This window comes from Frondihabitans sp. PAMC 28766 (genome assembly GCF_001577365.1).
GTDB lineage: Bacteria > Actinomycetota > Actinomycetes > Actinomycetales > Microbacteriaceae > Frondihabitans.
Genome location: NZ_CP014513.1, coordinates 658518 through 676444, shown reverse-complemented (window position 1 = coordinate 676444; position 17927 = coordinate 658518). Strand labels below are relative to the sequence as shown.

Sequence of the window (17927 nt, the reverse complement as noted above, 5' to 3'; positions counted from 1 at the left end):
GAGTCACAGGCGTTACTGCCGCCGGGCGGTGTGGCGCCGGGATCAGTCGCGATTTCGCGACCGAGCCGGTGCCCGGCGGCGCCACGAGCGCTCGGGCGGGCCCCAGGGCGCGCGCCTACGGTGCTGCTTGCGAGCGCGGCTTATGCGCTCGCGACCAAGAGGAGGCCGCATTGGGCGTCGAAGACACCGCCGTCGAAGTGCGTGCCCAAGGTTGGCGCACGCTCGCTGCCCTGCACGACCGCATCGAAGCCGACCTGGCGGCCGCCCTGCAGAAGCAGGCTCGGCTCTCGGTCGTCGAGTTCACGATGCTCGACGTGCTCAGCCGGCAGCCCGGCTCGTGGCACATGCGCATGCAGCAGGTCAGCCGCGCCACCGCCCTCAGCCCGAGCGCGACGACCCGGCTGGTGACCCGGCTCGAAGACCGTGGCCTGCTCACCCGCGTGCTCTGCGTCGACGACCGCCGCGGCATCTACTCCGAGCTCACCCCCGCCGGCAAGCACCTGCTCGACGAGGTGCGCCCGGCTTACGACGCCGCCCTCGAGGCCGCGCTCGCGTCGGCCCGCGAGATCCCCGAGCTCGCCCCCTTGGTCGATGCGCTGAGCTCCCTCCCTCACCTCACCTGACGGGCCCCGGCCGGTGAGTGGCATGTTCGTGCGGCGAATCGGCCCAAAAGCCGCACGGACTTGCCACTCACCCTGCGGCTAGAGGGAGTTCAGTTGGGCGAGAGTCTCGTCGTCGAGGACGAGGCCCGCGCCGGCGATGTTGTCCCGCAGGTGGGCGACGCTGGAGGTGCCGGGGATCAGCAGGATGTTGGGCGAGCGGTGCAGCAGCCACGCGACCGCCACGGCCATCGGCCGGGTCCCGAGCCGCTCCGCCACCGACGAGAGCGTCGACGACTGCAGCGGCGAGAACCCGCCGAGCGGGAAGTACGGCGCGTACGAGATCCCTTGGGCTGCGAGCGAATCGACCAGGTCGTCGTCTTCGCGGTTGGCGATGTTGTAGAAGTTCTGCACCGTCACGATCGGCGCGATCGCCTGGGCCTCGGCGATCTGCGCGGCGTTGACCGTGCTGAGCCCGAGGTGCTTGACGAGGCCTTCGCTCTGCAGGGCTGCGGCGCCCTCGAACACCGAGGCGATGGAACCCTCCTCGGGGCGGTCCTGACCGCCGACACGGACGTTGGCGACTTCGATCTGGTCGAGCCCGAGGTTCTCGAGGTTGCTCTCGATCTGCTCGCGCAGCTGCGAGGCCGAGCGGGCGTGCAGCCAGTTGCCCTGGTCGTCGCGCACCGAGCCGATCTTCGTGACGATGTGGAGGGACTCCGGGTAGGGGTGCAGCGCCTCCTTGATCAGGCGGTTGGTGACGAACGGGCCGTAGAAGTCGGCCGTGTCGATGTGCGTGATGCCGGCCTCGACAACGGCGCGCAGCACCGCGAGGGCCTCGTCGTGGTCTTTCGGCGGGCCGAAGACGCCGGGGCCGGCGAGCTGCATCGCCCCGTAGCCGAGCCGGGTGACGGTGAGGTCGTCGGCCATCGTGAACGTGCCGCCGGGAAGTGTGGTCTCTGTGTTAGCCATGCCACCACTGTGCGCCCGAAACGTGTGCGCAGGCAGGGCCGCGCTGATCCTGGGAGTCGGAGGAACAGGCAGGATCGCGCGAGCCCGGGTTACGGTGCTGTCATGGACGATCCGAACCCCCTCGGCGACTACCTCAAGGCGCGTCGCGAGCTCGTGCAGCCCGCCGACGTCGGCATCCAGTCACTCGGCCTCCGCCGCGTGCCGGGGCTCCGCCGCGAGGAGGTCGCGATGCTCGCGGGCATCTCGTCCGACTACTACCTGCGGCTCGAGCAGGGCCGCGACCGCAACCCGTCGGTGCAGGTGCTCGAGGCGCTCGCCCGGGTGCTGCAGCTCGACTCTGCGGGGGTGGGGTATCTCGTCCAGTTGGCCCAGCAGCGACCGCGCCGAGCGCCCCGGGCGAGGCGCGAGTCGGTGCCGAGTGGCATCCTGACGCTGCTCGACAGCCTCGACCTGCCGGCCTTCGTCGAGGGGCGCTACTTCGACGTGCTGGCCTCGAACCCGCTTGCCGAGGCACTGTCTCCCGGCATGGCGAAGGGGGCGAACCGCATGCGGGCCTTCTTTCTCGACCAACGCGAGCGCGACCTGTACGCGCCGCACTGGGAGCAGGCCGCGGGCGGGCTCGTCGCGAGCTTCCGGGCGTCGGTCGGCACCGACACGACCGACCCCGGGTTCGCCCAGCTCGTGGGCGAGCTGTCGCTCGGCAGTGAGGCCTTCCGCAAGCTCTGGGCGCGGCACGACGTGAAGGTCCCGGACGGCGGTTCCGTCATGATCCGGCACCCGCAGGTCGGCGATCTGGTGCTGCGGCGCGAAAAGCTCGTGGTGCGCGAGGCCGACGGCATGCTGCTCGTGATCCACCACGCTGATCCCGGCTCGGAGGCCTGGGGGCTGCTCGGGTTGTTGCGGCAGATCTCCGCCGGAGCCGAGAGCGTGGGGCAGGATGCGACGGCTCGGCCGGCCGACGGTGTCGACACCGACTCGACCCACAAGTAACCCGGGCGAAACACACTCCGAGTATCGTCACGGCATGGCAAATCCCTGGAAGCGCGGCGCGATCGCCCACGGCCGACTCTGAGGCGCACGACTCTTCGCCCACTTCAGCCGCGCCCAGAAGGTCGCCGACGTCAGGATCCTGCCATGTTCGAGCTCGCCTCCGAGCTTGTCTCGCTCGTCGATGCCGGTCGCCGCACAGCCGTCGTCACGGTCACCCATGTGCTGGGCAGCGCGCCTCGAGCACTGGGGTCGTCGATGGCCGTCGACGACACCGGGGCCGTCGTCGGCAGCATCTCGGGCGGCTGCGTCGAGTCGCAGGCGTACGCGCTCGCCGACGAGCTGCTCGCGACCGGGCTGACCGCGGCCGACCACTTCGGCTTCGACGACGACGCGGCGTTCGCGGCCGGGCTCACCTGCGGTGGGCAGATGCGCGTGTTCGGCACGACGATCAGCGCGGCCGACACGGCGGTGGTGTCACAGTTGCGCGCGGCGGCGTCGGGTCGAGCCGCGGGGCTCGCACTCGTGATCGCAGGGCCCGCCGGGGTGGTCGGGCGAGTCGTCACCGACGACGGGGTTCCGGCGGCAGACGACGTGGGGCGTCGCATCCTGCACGATCTTCGCGGTTTCGTCGGCGCCGGTCGCTCGGCGAGCGTCGAGACGGAGTGCGACGGGGTGACCCTCGAGGTGCTGCACCTCGTGCACGCCGTGCCGCCGCGGCTCATCGTCTTCGGGGCGGTCGACTTCTCGGCGGCGCTCGCCGATGCCGCGGCACTGCTCGGCTATCGCGTGACGGCGTGCGACGCCCGCCCCGTCTTCGCCACGGCAGCACGGTTCCCGTCGGCCGACGAGGTCGTCGTCGCGTGGCCGCACCGCTACCTCGCGGCCGAGGCGGCAGCGGGCCGGCTCGACTCGCGCACGGTGCTGGCCGTGCTCACCCACGACGAGAAGTTCGACGTGCCGGTGCTCTCGCTCGCCCTGTCGTTGGCGGCCGACGGCGCGGTGGGCTACGTCGGGGCGATGGGATCGCGGCGCACGCACGACCGGCGGCGGCTGCTGCTGCAGGATGCCGGGGTCGGGTCACGCTCGCTCGCCCACCTGCACTCGCCCATCGGGCTCGACATCGGCGCCGCCACCCCGCAGGAGGTCGCCCTCTCGATCCTCGCGGAGGTCGTGCGCGCTCGCACCGGCGCCGGCGGGCAGTCGTTGACGGAGGGGGACGGGCCCATTCACTCGGGGCTCCGAGATCCTGCGCCTGCGCCTGCGCCTGCGCCTGCGCCCGCGCCTGCTGCCGCTGCCTGGGCGTCACGCCTGACAGCCGAGGTACCCTGAGGCTGTGGAAAAGTCACGTATGAACGTCGAGTCATTCAATCTCGACCACCGCACCGTCGCTGCCCCCTACGTGCGTCTCGCCGACCACAAAGAGCTGCCGACCGGCAGTGTGATCGACAAGTACGACGTGCGGTTCACCCAGCCGAACCAGGCGCACCTCGACATGAAGTCGGTGCACTCGATCGAGCACCTCTTCGCCGAGTACTCGCGCAACCACTCCCCCAACGTGATCGACTTCTCGCCCATGGGCTGCCAGACCGGGTTCTATCTCACCCTGCACGGCGAGCCCTCGTACGACGACGTGCTGGCGCTGGTCGAGGCGACCATGACCGACATCCTGTCGGCGACCGAGGTGCCCGCGGCCAACGAGGTGCAGTGCGGCTGGGGTGCGAACCACTCGCTCGAGGGTGCGCAGCGCGACGTCGGCACCTTCCTCGACCACCGCTCGGAGTGGGGCACCGTCAGCGCATGAGCTCGGGTCTTCCGCTGGTGTCGCCGGCTCCCCGGCTTCGTCTGCGTTCTCCGCTGGTGATCTTCGCGTCGACGCCTGCGTTCTCACCGCGATGGACGACGAGGCCGCGCCCTTCCTCGAGCGTGCCTCCTCGGTCGGCCCGCAGCAGCGCTTCGGCAACGCCGACCACCGCGTTGTGTCGATCGACGGATTCGAGATCCTGCTGATCCGGGCCGGAATCGGGCTCGTCAACGCGGCGGGTGCTGCGACCGAGGCGATCCTGCGGACCGCGCCTCGTGATGGTTCTGCCGGGCCCGGGCCTCTCGTGATCAGCGCGGGGTCGGCGGGCGGTGTCGGGCTCGACGTCTCGGTTGGAGAGGTCATCGTGGGCTCGTCGTACGTCAATGCCGACGCCGACGTGCGCGTCTTCAATTACGCGGTCGGGCAATCGCCGGGGATGCCCGCCAGCTACTCGGCTCCTGCCGACGTGCTCTCCGCGCTCGCGGGCCTCGCGCCGCTGCCCGATGCCGCCGGTGTGCCGATCCCCGTGCGATCGGGCCTGATCGTCTCGAGCGACACGTTCGTCAGCGGGCAGCTAGTCGACGGCATCCGCTCGTCCTTCCCCGGCGTGCTCGCGACCGACATGGAGTCGCTCGGCATGGCGCAGGTCTGCCACGTCTACCGCCGGCCGTTCGTGTCGATCCGCGGAATCTCCGACCTCGCCGACCCCACCGCCGTCGGCGACCACCTGACACACGTCGACGACGCGTCCGACCGCTCGGCGCGGGTGGTGCTCGCGCTGCTCGCGGCGCTCTAGCCCCCCCCCCCCCCCCCCCCCCCCCGCAGGCAGAGCTCCTCTCAATTGCGAGGAGATTTTGGCCGGATGGGCTCGCAATCCGCGTAAGTCGGGGTCGGATGAGCGGATCTCCTCGATGCTTCACGCGGCCGCCACAAGATGGCGGGAATGACCGGAACGCGGGGGCGCGTGCCGCGGGATTCGGCGGTTCGATCGTGCGGCGGCTGCGGCGGCGGCTGCGGCGGCGGCGGCGGCGGCGGTTGGCTCGGCGCGTTGGCGGCTGATCGAGCCACGCGTTCCGGGTCGAACCGCGGAAATGGATGGTTCGAAGGGGATCCCGTGGTGCGGCGGCGGAGACGGAGACGGCGACGGCGGCGGCGGCGACGGCGGCGGGTAGCGCGGTGGTCGGTGCGGGGACGCGGCGGCGCGGCGGCGCGGGCGGAGGCTACGGGCGCGGCGCGAGGCGAGCGCGGGCGGAGGCTACGAGCGCGGCGCGAGGCGAGCGCGGGCGGCGGCCAGCAGGTCGACGAGAACAGTGCCCGTCGATCCTGCGTCTTCGGGGTGCCACTGCACGGCCCACAGGGGAGATGTCGCGTGCTCGATCGCCTCGACGGTGCCGTCGTCGGCCCGCGCTACGACGCGCAGATCACGGCCGACGGTGCCGACGGCCTGGTGGTGCGACGACTGCACGTCGAGCTCGGTCGCGCCGAGCAGCCGGGCGAGGGCGCTGCCCTCGACAAGCGACACCGCGTGCGCGACCATGCTCTCGGCCGGGTTGGGCGCCACGTGCCCGCCCTCGTGCAGGTGCTGCACGAGGTCGCCGCCGAGCGCCACGTTGATCACCTGCATGCCACGGCAGATGCCGATCAGCGGCACTCCTTCGTCGAGGGCCTCGCGCACAAGCGCGACCTGGGCCCGGTCGGCGTCGGCGAAGATCTGGTCACGGTGCGGGTAGCTCTCGGCTCCGCCGTAGAGGGCAGGATCGACGTCCTCGCCTCCCATGAGCAACACGACGTCGGCGCGGTCGAATTCTGCCGCCAGGCTGGGGCCGTCGGAGGCCACGCGCCGCACGTCGAACCCCGCCGCAGCGGCAGTCGCGGCCGCGCTGGCCGTGAGCGCCTGGAGTTCGGCCGCGAACGAGGGGTCGCGGCGCTCACGGTCGGTGACGTCGACGAGCAGGAGGCGGGGCTGTTCGGCAGGCACACGTCGATCCTGGCCGAAAGGCGCGGTGCGTGCCAGCCGGCGGCGGACGCAGAAGAGCCCCGGGCCTGCAGGGCAGGAACCGGGGCTCAGCGCTAGTTGCCCACCGCTAGTCGGTCAGCGCGTGTCAGCCAGCGCGTATCAGCCGGCGATCGGCGATCAGCGCTTGACGACGGGGCGAGCGGCGACGCCCTGGCTGGCGCGCTTGGACTCGGCCCAGACGGTGCTGAAGATGCGGGCGATGGGGTTGGTGTTGTTCGAAGCCATGAGTGGGCCTTTCTTTGAGTAGGTGTGGTGCTGAAGTCTTGACTCAATTCTCATCGTGCGCGACCATCGGTACAAGCGGCTCTTACCGAGGGCTGGGGTAAGGAGAAACGATGCTCGATCTGCACCGCCTCGAGATCCTGCAGCGCTTCCGATCGCTCGGCAGCATCAGTGCCGCGGCGGCCGAGCTGGGCTACTCGTCGTCGGCCGTGTCGCAGCAGCTGGCGACGCTCGAGCGCGAGGCCGGCATCGCCCTGATTCAGCGCACCGCTCGCAGCGCGCACCTCACCGCGGCCGGGCGCGACCTCGCCGAGCAGGCCGATTTCATCCTCGGCGCCGTCGAGTACGCGCAGAACCTCATGCGCGAGCGCGCGGGCAGCATCTCGGGCAGCGTCGAGATCCACTGCATCCCCGGGCTCGCGGCCCTTCTGGCGCCGCACTTCGCGCGCCTGCAAGAGGAGCACACCGGGCTCACGATCCTGGCCCGCGAGGCCCACACGACGGCGGGCGGCGTCAGCGCCGTGCTCGACGGGGCGGCCGACCTCGTGGTCACCGACGACTGGTCGCAGGCCGAGCCTGTCGCTCGCGCCGGCCTGACGCTGACAGTGCTGCGGCGCGAGCCCGTGGTGCTGGCCGTCGGGCGGTCGCACGACGCGGCGGCGTTCGCGCCCGAGGCCCCGCTGTCGACCTCCGTACTGCGGAAGATCGTGCCCCAGTTCACCTGGCTCTCGGCGCCCGTCGGCAAAGACAGTCGCGAGGCCGCCGACGCCTTCCTGTCGAAGCTGGCCGCCGACCCGCGCCGCCGCTGGGAGTTCGAGGGCCTCGACGTGCTCGCCGCAGTCGTCGCGACCGGCGCAGGCATCGCCCTGCTGCCCGAGACCATCGCCCGCTCGAACCCCGACATCGTGGCGCTCGACGTGAAGCCCGGCATCGACCGCAGCATCATCGGCCTCACCCGCACCACGAGCCAGCGCGACCCCGCCATCAGCGCGTGCCTCCAGGCCGCGCGCCAGGCTGTCAACGCGCAGGATCGGGCGCTCGCCGCATCGCACTGAGCCGTGCCCGCGAGCGGCGCCTCTCCGGCCGCGCCGCGTCGCACCGCGCCCCGCCGCCCGCCCCCCTCTCAGGCCGCGCCTCTCCGGCCCCGCCGCGTCGCACCGCGCCCCGCCGCCCGGCCGCCCCGGTCACTCGGCGAGCAGCGCCGCGCACAGCTTGTCGAGTGCCACGGCAGCGGTGGCGAGCGTGGCGCGCTCAGCGGGCGACAGCACCCGGTTCGCGGCCTCCAGGATGCGACCCGACCGCCTGATGCGCGACTCGGCGATCATCTCGGATCCTGCGACCGTCAACGAGACGAGCACACCTCGCGCGTCCGACGGGTCGGCCGCGCGCTCGACGAGCCCCTGCGCCTCGAGGTCGGCGACGGTGGCGCTCATGCTCTGGTGGCGAACTCTCCGCAGCCGCGCGAGGGCGGCTATGCTCTGCGCGCCGTCGCGGGCGAGAAAGCCGAGCGCCTCGATCTGCCCCTCGGGCGTCGGCTCGGACCGGCGGATCGCCCGCACGCTCTCGCCGATGGCCCGCCGCAGCTCGTTGGCGTCGTCGAGGGTGAACTCGGGATGTCGGTCTCCAATGGCCATGCGGCAACAATACAGCTTGCCTGTATAGTTGACGGCATGGAACTCACGAAATACACCCACGCCACCGTTGTGCTCACCAAGGGCGACAGCACCCTCGTGATCGACCCGGGCGCTTATACCCCCAACTCCGCCGAGCTCGTCGCCGGCACCACCGCTGTGCTCGTCACGCACGACCACCCCGACCACTTCGACGCCGGCATCCTGAACGCCGCCCTCGACGCTCAGCCCGCGCTGCACGTCTGGGCCCCGGCGAACGTGGCCGCCGAGCTCGGCGACCACGGCGGCCGCGTCGTCGCCGTCAAGGCGGGCGACACCTTCGACGCCGCAGGATTCGACGTGGTCGTCTTCGGTGAGAACCACGCGATCATCCACGCCGACATCCCCCTCATGAGCAACGTCGGCTACCTGGTCGACGGCAACGTCTTCCACCCCGGCGACTCGTACTTCGTGCCCGACGCCACGGTCGAGACCCTGCTCGTGCCGACCAGCGGCCCGTGGGCGAAGCTCGGCGAGCAGATCGACTACGTGCGCGCCGTCAAGCCGAAGCGCGCCGTGCAGATCCACGACCTCATGCTGAGCGATGCGGGCCGCGGCTCCTTCGCGCAATTCACCCAGCAGCTCACCGGCCTCGAGCTCGTCACCCTGGCCGACGGTTCGTCGATCACCCTCTGACCCCTGCCCCCTTCCGTTTTACCTATAGGTAGGCCGTTGCCGCACAGAAATTTCCGTGTGCGAGGGCCGCACCTATAGGTAAAACGGAGGGGGTTTCGGCTTACACGGGGAAGACGAGGAGCGTGCTCGTGGCCGTGGCGACGAGCTTGCCCTCGGCGTCGCGCACCTCTCCCTCGGCGAAGGCTGCCCGTCGGCCGGGCTTCGACACCCGGCCCACGGCGGTCAGCACGCCGCTCGTCGCCGAGAGTGCTCGCAGATAGCTCACCTTGATCTCGAGCGACGTGTAGCCCTGCCCCGCGGGCAGCGTCGTCTGCGTCGCGCAACCCAGCACGGAGTCGAGCACCGTGCAGACGAAGCCGCCGTGCACCGCGCCGATCGGGTTGTAGTGCGACTCGTCGGGTGTGCAGCGGAACTCGGCGCGGCCCACCTCGGCTGAGACGGCCTCGAGGTTCATCAGCGCGAGGATGGGCGGCGGCGGCAGCTCTCCCGCGATCAGCGCCTGCATGAACTCGAGCCCCGACATGGTGCGAGCCGCCGCGGCCGAGACGTGCGGGTCGCTCCAGGTGACGGTCTTCTGGCGTGTCGGGGCGTCGGTGGCGCTGGCGGGCTCGGCCGCGCCGGCAGTCTCGGTGGGGCGGGATCCTGCATCGTCGGTCATGTCGACTCCTTCGTCTGGCTTGCGCTGCACAACTCACCCAGCCTAGTTGCCCGGTCGATGCCCCCGCCGCAGCGGCGCGGTGATCCTGTCGCGAAATCGCGACCTCGGCCGGCTGAAAACCACCCGGCGGCAGTAACCAGTGTGACTCGGAGGCCGAATCGGTCGCGATTTCGCGACACCACGGCAGAAGCCCCCGAACGGCAGAGGCACTGGGCCAGCCGATCAGCGACGGCCGCTACGACCGACTGCCGAGCAGCACCCGCGCCAGCCGGACGTGCCGTACGTGGTGCGCCGCCCAGATCAGCAGCCCGACGAACGGCAGCGCCGCCGCGAAGATGCACACGGCGTCCCACCCGCCGACCGCGTAGAGCGTGCCGGTGATGGCCGACGAGATCGCGCCGCCGATGAACAGCGTGAACATGTAGACGCTGTTCATGCGCGATCGGGCGCCCGGGTCGAGGGCGTAGACCTCGTGCTGCCCGAGCACCTGATGCGTCTGCACGGCGAAGTCGAGCAGCACGCCGCCCGCCCCGAGCAGGATGATGTCGCCCTGGAAGACGGCGGCGATCACGAGGGCCACGATCGCCAGCACGAGGGCCGCGCCGCTGGCGATGTGCCCCAGGCCGCGGTCACCGAGTCGCCCGGCAATCGGCGCGGCCAGTGCGCCCGCGGCACCGACGAGCGCGAACAGCCCGATCGCGGTCTGCCCGAACCCGAACTGGGCGATGAGGTGGAAGGCGATCGCCGTCCAGAACGCGGTGAAGGCCCCGAAGATCAGCGCCTGGCTGAGGGCCCGGCGGCGGAGCGGCTCGTGGCGTCGCACCAGCGTCAGCATCGACTTCACCAGGGCCGGGTACGACATCGGCTCGTGCGGGTAGCGCTTCGGCAGCACCCGGAACAGCAGCAGCGACAGCACCACCATCACGCACGCCGAGATCAGGTAGATCGTCTGCCAGCCCCAGGCCGCCGCGACGAAGCTCGACAGCGTGCGGGCCAGCAGGATGCCCAGCAGCAGGCCCATCATGACCTGCCCGACCACGCGACCGCCCTGCCCCGCGGGTGCGAGGTTGGCGGCGATGGGCACGATCACCTGCACGACGACCGAGGTGATGCCGACCAGCACCGACACCGCCAAGAAGACTCCGAACGTGGGTGCGAACGCGGCGACCGCAAGGGCCGCAGCCGTGCCCAGCAGTGTCCACGCCGCAAGACCGCGGTTCTCGACCTTGTCGCCCAGTGGCACCAGCAGGATCATCCCGAACGCGTAACCGAGTTGCGTCAGCGTCACGACGAGGGCCGCCGCGCCCTCCGTCACGTGGAAGTCGCGCGAGATCAGCCCGAGCAGGGGCTGCGAGTAGTAGATGTTGGCCACCGTGAACCCGCACGTCAGAGCCATGACGATGGTGACGAGCCGCAGAGATCTCATTTGTTCCATTGTCCACCCGACAGCTGTCGCGCTCCCGCGGGCCCTGGTGTTCCTGGGCCACTGCCGTGTCGTATTCTCGCGAGTCTTTGTCGGCGGCATGAACGAGGATGGACCCATGCAGCTCGACGACACCCTCTGCCGCGGCGCGGTTCGCAGCCGTGATGCGCGGTTCGACGGCTTCTTCTACACGGCCGTCCACACGACCGGCATCTACTGCCGGCCGAGCTGCCCGGCGCGCACTCCGCGCGACGAGAACATGTCGTTCTACCCGTCGGCCGCCGCCGCCCAGGCCGCCGGCTTCCGCGCGTGCAAACGCTGCCGCCCCGACGCGACGCCGGGCTCGCCCGAGTGGAGCATCCGCTCCGACACGGTCGCGCGGGCGATGCGGCTCATCGGCGACGGCGTCGTCGACCGCGACGGGGTGCCGGCGCTCGCGGCGCGCCTCGGCTACAGCGACCGGCAGGTCGAGCGCCTGCTGCGTGACGAGCTCGGCGCAGGTCCGGCCGCCCTCGCCCAGGCTCAGCGCGCCCAGTCGGCGCGCACCCTCATCGAGACCAGCGACCTCCCGCTCGCCGACGTCGCCTTCGCGGCGGGGTTCTCGTCGGTGCGCGCATTCAACGAGGTGGTGAGGGCGACGTACGCGGCGACGCCGCGCGAGCTGCGGCAGGCGGCGCGTGGTCGCGCCGCTGCTGGCCGCGCCGCTGCTGGCCGCGCCGCGTCGGCTGCGCTGGGCGCGCCCGCGCCCGCCGCCTGGGCCACCCTCCGCCTCCGCCTCTCCTACCGCCAGCCCCTCGAACCGTCCAACCTCCTCGGCCACCTCGTCGCCACCGCCGTGCCCGGCGTCGAGGAGTACCGCGACGGCGCCTACCGCGCCACCGTCCGACTCCCCCGCGGCCACGGCATCGTCGAGGTCCACCCGCCCGAGAACGGCGCCTTCCCGGTCACGCTGCATCTCACCGACGTGCGCGATGTGGGTGCGGCCGTCAGCCGCTGCCGACGTCTGCTCGATCTGGACGCCGACCCGGCGGCCATCGAGGCTGCCCTCGCTTCGGACGAGCAGCTGCGACCCCTCGTCGAGGCTGCCCCCGGGCGGCGGGTGCCTCGCATCCTCGATCCTGAGGCCTTTGCGATGCGTGCCGTGCTAGGCCAGCAGGTCTCGACGGCTGCGGCGCGGACCCACGCCGGGCGTCTCGTGGAGGCGCTCGGCGACCCGATCGTCGACCCGGCCGGAGGCCTCACGCGGCTCTTCCCGACGGGGGCGCAGGTCGTGGCCGCCGCGAGTCGACCGGCCCTGACGGGCTCGGGCGACGCGACCGTCGACCCGGGTGCCGGGCGTGCCGATGCGCCCTCCGAGCTCGACGGGATCCTGCGGATGCCTGCCTCGCGGCGACGGACCCTGCTCGCCATGGCCACCGCGCTCGCCGAGGGCGCGGTCGATCTGGGTGCCGGCTCCGACTGGCAGGTCGCGCGGGCGGCGCTGCTCGCGCTGCCGGGGATCGGGCCGTGGACGGTCGAGACGATCGCCATGCGTGCCCTCGGCGACCCCGACGCCTGGGTCGGCGGCGACCTCGGGGTGCTCAAGGCGGGCGAGTCGCTCGGCCTGATCGAGAGCAGCGGCCTCGCTTCGCGCCCGGCGCTCGACGCGCGGTCGCTCGCCTGGTCGCCGTGGCGCGCCTATGCCGTGCAATACCTCTGGGCGGCGGGAACGCACGCCGTCAACTCCCTCCCCGCCGACTCGCTGCCCGCTCTGCCGACTCTGGCCGCTGCGGTCGGCCTCGCCGGTCTCCCCGACACGAACCCCGAAAGGATTCCCGCATGAGCTACACCGTCATCGACTCCCCCATCGGCCTCCTCACCCTCGTCGCCGACGACGAGACCGACGCCCTCCGTGCGCTGTACATGGTCGAGCACAGGCATGCGCCCGATGCGTCGACCTTCGGGCCTCGGCTCGACAGAGCCGACGCCGACCGCGTCTTCGGCGGGGTGACGGCCCAGCTCGGCGAGTACTTCGCCGGGTCGCGCAGCGCGTTCGACCTGCCGACAGCCCCGGTCGGCACCGACTTCCAGCTGGCCGTCTGGCAGCAGTTGCGGGCGATCCCCTATGGCGAGACCCGCACCTACGGCGAGATCGCCCTGGCGCTGGGCCACCCGAAGGCGGTGCGCGCCGTAGGGCTGGCAAATGGGCGCAACCCGCTCAGCATCGTCGTGCCGTGCCACCGCGTGATCGGTGCCTCCGGTGCCATGACCGGCTTCGGCGGGGGCGTCGAGCGCAAGCAGTGGCTGCTCGGGCTCGAGAAGGCGCAGGCCGTGCAGCCTGCCCTCTTCGCCTAGTCGCCGGGGGCGCTCGCCGGCCCCGTCCCGTCGTCGAACCACGCGATCCCGCTCACGCCACGGGATCGCGTGGTGCGACCCGACGTCGGTGGTTCGAGTGGACCGCGGGCGGGTGAGGTCGGGTGGAACCACGCGATTCCGCTCAAGCCATGGGATCGCGTGGTGCGAAGGGCCGCGCATGGTGCGACATCGGCGGCCAGCGACGAAAACCGTGTCGAAGAGCGACCGCGCCCGGCGTACCGTGGAGGGATGTCGCCCGACCCCGACAAGCCCGCCGAGAACCGCCCGCCCGTGTCACGCGAGGCCATCCGCCGCGAGACCGTGCGGGCCGACCCGTCGGTCGCCGCCGCGCGGTACCGTCTCGCGCGTGGTTCGGGCGCCGGCTGGCCCGCAGCTGCGGGGCCCGCCGCCGCCGCCGGGGATGCAGGTGCGGCAGGGGCGCAGGATCCGACAGCGCAGCCGAGCGAGCCCCCTCGCGCCCCGACCGCCGACGAACTCCGCTCGATCGCCAAGACCCAGCTCGACCTCGCCATCGAACGCGGCGACTTCGACAACCTCCCTCTGGCAGGCAAGCCGCTGCCCGGCCTCGGCGGCACCCACGACCCCGACTGGTGGATCAAGGCGAAGATCGAGCGCGAGGGCCTGAGCGGCGTCGCGCCGCCGGCGCTGTCGCTGCGCACCGAGAATCAGCAGCTCGACGGGTTGCTCGACGGCATGGCCTCGGAGGCCTCCGTGCGGGCCGCCATCGCGGACTTCAACGGCCGGATCGTCGAGGCGCGCCGCCAGCTGACCGGGGGGCCGCCCGTGGTGACGCCCACCCGTGATCCTGACCTCGAAGTGGAGCGCTGGAGTGCCCGCCGCGCCGACCGACGAGCCGAAGCCGCCCGCGCTGCTGCCGAGCTCGCCGAGCAGCAGCCGCGCACCTGGCGCGAGCGCCGCGCCGCCCGCCGCAACCGAGCCCGCTGAAAGAAAGGGGCGCGGCCTACTGCGGCTGATGCCCCGTCTCGGGCACGACCTCCTCGGCCGCCTCCTCCTCGCCGACGTCGCGCGGCCCCATCCCCTCGGTGCCGAGCTCCGGCGTGCCGGGGGTGCCTCGCCACGTGCCGCGTGCGACGTAGGTGACCATCACGTTGACGACGGCGATGGTCGGCACCGCGAACAGAGCGCCGGGCACCCCGGCGATGTAGGAGCCTCCCGCGACTGCGAAGACGACGGCGAGCGGGTGCACCCGCACCGCGTTGCCCATGACGAGCGGCTGCAGCACGTGGGCTTCGAGCAGGTGCACGGCGAGGACTCCGGCGAGCATGATGATCGCGGGCACGGGCCCGACGAACAGGAGCGCGATGAGCACGGCGAATGCACCCGAGACGATCGCGCCCACGACGGGGATGAACGAGGCGAGGAAGACGAGCACGCCGATCGGTACGGCGAGCGGCAGGCCGAGGAAGAAGGCGACGAGGCCGACGCCGAGGCCGTCGCAGGCGGCGACGAAGATCTGCACGCGCACGAAGCGGGTGAGGGTGGTCCAGCCGCTCTGGCCGGCGCCGTCAGCGGCGGCGCGGGCGCGCTTGGGGAAGAGCCGAACGCTCCACTTCCAGACGCCCTCCCCGTCGATCAGCATGAAGATCGTGGCGAACACCGTCAACAGCGCATCGGCGATCACGTGGCCTGCCGTCGACCCGACCGAGACGGCACCCGAGAGGATCGACTTGCTGCTGCTCTGCAGGGCATTCGTCGCGTCGTCGATGTACTTGGAGTAGTCCGACGAGGTGAGGTTGAACGGCGGCCCGGCGAGGAAGTCCTGGATCACCTTGATCCGCGAAGTCGTCTCCTTCTCGAGAGCGGGCAGACCCGAGCGCACCTGCATCACGACGAGCAGCACGAGCCCGCCGAAGACGACGACGGCGGCCAGGATCACGACGATGATCGACACCCACTTCGGCCAGCCGACGCGCACGAGGTCGGTCACGAACGGCTTCAGCAGTGCCGAGATCAGGAGGGCGATCAAGAACGGCACGACGATCTCGGCGAGGGTCGTGATGAGCCAGACCAGCACGGCGAGGCACGCGACGACGACGAGGATCCGCCAGCCCCAGGCCCCGGCGATCTTCATGCCACGGGTGACGGAGTCGTCGGCGCTCGTGGGGTCGGGCGCGAAGTGCCCTCCGCCGAAGAGTTCGAACTGGTGAAGGGAAGTCTCATGGCTGACGCCTGCTGTCTGTGATCGGTGCAGAGTGCCCGGCGCGGTCTGCCACCCCTTGACGCTAGCCCGTCGCCCCCGGTGATGCCGTGGCGCTCGGGTTGGTGGCGCCAGCACCAGTGCCGGTGCCGGTCGACCCGGTGCCCGTGCCCGTCCCGGTGGCGCTGCCAGTGCCCGTGCCGGTCGACCCCGTCCCGGTCGAGGTGCCGTCGCCGCTCGAGGTGCCACTGCCGTAGCTGTTGTACGACCCGTCGACGAGCGACTCGTCCGGCGCCCCGAAGGCCGCTCCCCCGTACGCCGCGTCGAGCGATTGCAGGATGGGCTTCGCGATCGAGAACTTGATGTTGTAGCCGTAGTTGTTGTTGATGTACGTGTTGTAGAAGTCGGTGCTGCCCGACACGTTGCCGACCCAGGTGGCTGTCGCGACCTTGGTGGTCGAGGTGACCAGCCAGTTCTGCTCGGCGTCGTCGTTGGTACCGGTCTTCGCCAGGATCGGGGTGCCGTCGGCGGGGTTCGCGAGGACGCCGGTGGCGCCGGGGCTCGTCAGCACCGTCTGCAGGGCGTAGGCGACGGTGTTGGCGATGTTGGTCGGCATGCCCTGGTGGCAGCTCGTCTTCGTCGGCGTGATCGCAGCGCCCGTGGGGCCGGTGATGCTCGAGATCGCGATCGGGGTGCAGACGACGCCGCCGTTCGCGATGCCGGCGTAGGCGACGGCCATCGTGAGCGGCGAGATGTCGTTGATGCCGAGGATGCTCGAGGGCACGCTCGAGAGGGTGCCGTTCGTCTTGGCGGTATGGACGTCCATGGATTCGGCGATGTTGCGGATCGTGCAGAGGTCGAGCTGCTTGCCCATCTGGGCGAAGACGGTGTTGATCGACTCGGCGGTGCCCTGCAGCACGGACATGCTGCTCGGCACGGACTCGGCGTTCGAGACCTGCCAGTCGGGGCCGTTGACGTTCTCGCACGAGTTGGTGAACTCCGACGTCGGGTAGTCGTGCTGCGTCGTGGTGACGTAGTCGGAGAGCGTGTGGCCGGCCTCCAGCCACGCGGCCAGGGTGAACGCCTTGTACGACGACCCGGTCTGGAATCCTGTCGACCCGCCGTAGGCCTGGTCGGTGTTGTAGTTCACCGCCGACGAACCGGCCGCCGCCGACGCGCTCTGGGTGTAGTCCGTGTTCTGCACCATCGTCAGGATCCTGCCGGTGCCGGGCTCGACCGAGACGTTGCTGGCGCCGACGTCGAGGCCCGCGACCGTCGACGGCATGTAGGCGCTCAGGCTGGTCTGCGCCACCTTCTGCTGCGCGAGGTCGAGGGTCGTGTAGATCTGCAGGCCGCCCTCGGTCAGGGTGTCGGCGCGCGCGGCGGCCGTCTTGCCGAAGGCGGTGTCGTTTTTGATGCTGTTGACGACGTAGTCGCAGAAGTAGCCGGCGTCGTAGGCGGTCGCCGACTGGCAGCCGTTGACCGACTGGGTGATCTTCGGCGTGATGGCTGCCGCCAGGTTGGTCGTCTCGTCGACCTTCGAGATCATGTGGTGCGAGTACTCCTCGCGGATCACGTAGTCGCGGCGGGCCTTCGTCAGCTTGTAGCCGTTCGCCTGGCCGTTGGCGGCGTTCGACGGCAGGTCGATGCGCAGGTTCGACGGGTTGTTGATGATGGCGATCAGGGTCGCCGCCTGGTTGATGTCCAGCTGCGCGGCCGAGACGCCGTAGTAGTACTCGGCGGCGGCCTGGATGCCGTAGACGTTGCCGCCGAAGCCGACGATGTTGAGGTATCCGCGCAGGATCTGGTTTTTGGTGTACTTCTTCTCGACGCTGATCGCGTAGCGCATCTCCTGCAGCTTGCGCTGCGGCGTGACCGCGGTGACCGTGTTGTAACAGGCCTCGGCCTTCTTCGCGTCGGAGTTCTCGGTGGCGCAACGTTCGACGAGCACGTTCTTCACGTACTGCTGCACGATCGACGACCCGCCTTGCACACCGCCGCCGAGCGTGGTCGACAGGATGCCGCGGATCGTGCCCGAGACGTCGATGGCGCCCTCGGTGAAGAACCGCGGGTCCTCGGCCGCGACCGCCGCGTTCTTGGCCGTCGCCGAGATCTGGTTCGAGGCCACGTCGGTGCGGTTCTCGGTGTAGAAGGTCGCGATCTTGACGTTCGTCGAACCGTCTTTGGCGTAGATGTTGGATGCCTGCGCTGGTGGTGTGATCTGAAGGTAGCTGGGCAGCGAGTTGAAGGCGTCCACCCCCGTCTTGACGGAGTCGCCGCCGACGACGGCCAGCGGCAGCGCCATCACTCCGACGAGAAGGCCGGCCACGATGGCCAGACCGGCGAACGACGCCAGAGCCACGAAGATCCGGGGGGACGACGACGGGCGGGGCGAACGACGGGCTGACGCAGGAGCACTCACACTG

The 17927-nt window shown here is 71.0% G+C and carries 17 protein-coding genes; 10 read left to right on the top strand and 7 right to left on the bottom strand.

Annotated elements, in window-relative coordinates:
- Positions 1-170: 170 nt before the first annotated feature.
- Positions 171-623 (top strand): MarR family winged helix-turn-helix transcriptional regulator, encoded by a 453-nt coding sequence (locus tag AX769_RS03270; protein WP_066275891.1) that lies wholly within the window; start codon positions 171-173, stop codon positions 621-623.
- Positions 624-701: 78 nt separating this feature from the next.
- Here the strand turns inward: AX769_RS03270 and AX769_RS03265 are convergent, their stop codons facing one another.
- Positions 702-1571: an oxidoreductase gene (locus AX769_RS03265; protein ID WP_066275889.1), complete on the bottom strand. Its 870-nt coding sequence runs from the start codon at positions 1569-1571 to the stop codon at positions 702-704.
- A gap of 102 nt (positions 1572-1673) precedes the next feature.
- Between AX769_RS03265 and AX769_RS03260 the strand changes: the two genes are divergently transcribed.
- From AX769_RS03260 to mtnN, 4 genes are all read left to right on the top strand, one after another.
- Positions 1674-2561 carry a helix-turn-helix domain-containing protein gene (locus AX769_RS03260; RefSeq protein WP_066275887.1) on the top strand — a complete coding sequence of 296 codons (888 nt, stop codon included), beginning with the start codon at positions 1674-1676 and terminating at the stop codon, positions 2559-2561.
- A 144-nt stretch (positions 2562-2705) separates the two neighbouring features.
- Positions 2706-3890, top strand: a complete 1185-nt coding sequence (locus AX769_RS03255) for an XdhC family protein (RefSeq protein WP_082763450.1) — start codon at positions 2706-2708, stop codon at positions 3888-3890.
- Positions 3891-3909: 19 nt separating this feature from the next.
- Positions 3910-4362 (top strand): S-ribosylhomocysteine lyase, encoded by a 453-nt coding sequence (locus AX769_RS03250; protein ID WP_066275884.1) that lies wholly within the window; start codon positions 3910-3912, stop codon positions 4360-4362.
- 91 nt (positions 4363-4453) lie between these two features.
- Positions 4454-5158, top strand: a complete 705-nt coding sequence (mtnN, locus tag AX769_RS03245) for a 5'-methylthioadenosine/S-adenosylhomocysteine nucleosidase (protein WP_066275883.1) — start codon at positions 4454-4456, stop codon at positions 5156-5158.
- A gap of 459 nt (positions 5159-5617) precedes the next feature.
- Here the strand turns inward: mtnN and AX769_RS03240 are convergent, their stop codons facing one another.
- Positions 5618-6340 (bottom strand): gamma-glutamyl-gamma-aminobutyrate hydrolase family protein, encoded by a 723-nt coding sequence (locus tag AX769_RS03240; protein WP_066275882.1) that lies wholly within the window; start codon positions 6338-6340, stop codon positions 5618-5620.
- Positions 6341-6714: 374 nt separating this feature from the next.
- Here AX769_RS03240 and AX769_RS03235 point away from each other — a divergent pair, with 374 nt between their 5' ends.
- Positions 6715-7656 (top strand): LysR family transcriptional regulator, encoded by a 942-nt coding sequence (locus AX769_RS03235; protein ID WP_066275881.1) that lies wholly within the window; start codon positions 6715-6717, stop codon positions 7654-7656.
- A 129-nt stretch (positions 7657-7785) separates the two neighbouring features.
- On the opposite strand, the gene AX769_RS03230 is transcribed toward AX769_RS03235, so the two are convergent.
- The gene (locus AX769_RS03230) at positions 7786-8235 is read right to left on the bottom strand and encodes a MarR family winged helix-turn-helix transcriptional regulator (protein WP_066275879.1); all 450 of its coding nucleotides are present in this window, start codon (positions 8233-8235) and stop codon (positions 7786-7788) included.
- A gap of 36 nt (positions 8236-8271) precedes the next feature.
- On the opposite strand from AX769_RS03230, the gene AX769_RS03225 reads away from it, so the two are divergent.
- Positions 8272-8907 (top strand): MBL fold metallo-hydrolase, encoded by a 636-nt coding sequence (locus AX769_RS03225; protein ID WP_066275873.1) that lies wholly within the window; start codon positions 8272-8274, stop codon positions 8905-8907.
- A gap of 100 nt (positions 8908-9007) precedes the next feature.
- Here the strand turns inward: AX769_RS03225 and AX769_RS03220 are convergent, their stop codons facing one another.
- A complete protein-coding gene (locus AX769_RS03220) occupies positions 9008-9565 on the bottom strand; it encodes a PaaI family thioesterase (protein WP_066283129.1) in 558 nt (185 codons plus the stop codon).
- A 235-nt stretch (positions 9566-9800) separates the two neighbouring features.
- A complete protein-coding gene (locus tag AX769_RS03215) occupies positions 9801-10991 on the bottom strand; it encodes an MFS transporter (protein ID WP_204249307.1) in 1191 nt (396 codons plus the stop codon).
- Positions 10992-11106: 115 nt separating this feature from the next.
- On the opposite strand from AX769_RS03215, the gene AX769_RS03210 reads away from it, so the two are divergent.
- From AX769_RS03210 to AX769_RS03200, 3 genes are all read left to right on the top strand, one after another.
- On the top strand, positions 11107-12810 hold the full coding sequence (locus AX769_RS03210; RefSeq protein WP_082763448.1) for an AlkA N-terminal domain-containing protein: 1704 nt from the start codon (positions 11107-11109) through the stop codon (positions 12808-12810).
- Positions 12807-13322, top strand: a complete 516-nt coding sequence (locus tag AX769_RS03205) for a methylated-DNA--[protein]-cysteine S-methyltransferase (RefSeq protein ID WP_066275870.1) — start codon at positions 12807-12809, stop codon at positions 13320-13322. The genes AX769_RS03210 and AX769_RS03205 overlap by 4 nt, the downstream gene beginning before the upstream one ends.
- Positions 13323-13571: 249 nt before the next feature.
- Positions 13572-14288, top strand: a complete 717-nt coding sequence (locus AX769_RS03200) for a DUF1992 domain-containing protein (protein ID WP_066275867.1) — start codon at positions 13572-13574, stop codon at positions 14286-14288.
- Positions 14289-14304: 16 nt separating this feature from the next.
- Here the strand turns inward: AX769_RS03200 and AX769_RS03195 are convergent, their stop codons facing one another.
- Together AX769_RS03195 and AX769_RS03190 are read right to left on the bottom strand one after the other, a co-directional pair.
- Positions 14305-15435, bottom strand: a complete 1131-nt coding sequence (locus tag AX769_RS03195) for an AI-2E family transporter (protein ID WP_082764001.1) — start codon at positions 15433-15435, stop codon at positions 14305-14307.
- 151 nt (positions 15436-15586) lie between these two features.
- Positions 15587-17863 (bottom strand): transglycosylase domain-containing protein, encoded by a 2277-nt coding sequence (locus tag AX769_RS03190; RefSeq protein WP_066275866.1) that lies wholly within the window; start codon positions 17861-17863, stop codon positions 15587-15589.
- Between the last annotated feature and the right edge of the window lie 64 nt (positions 17864-17927).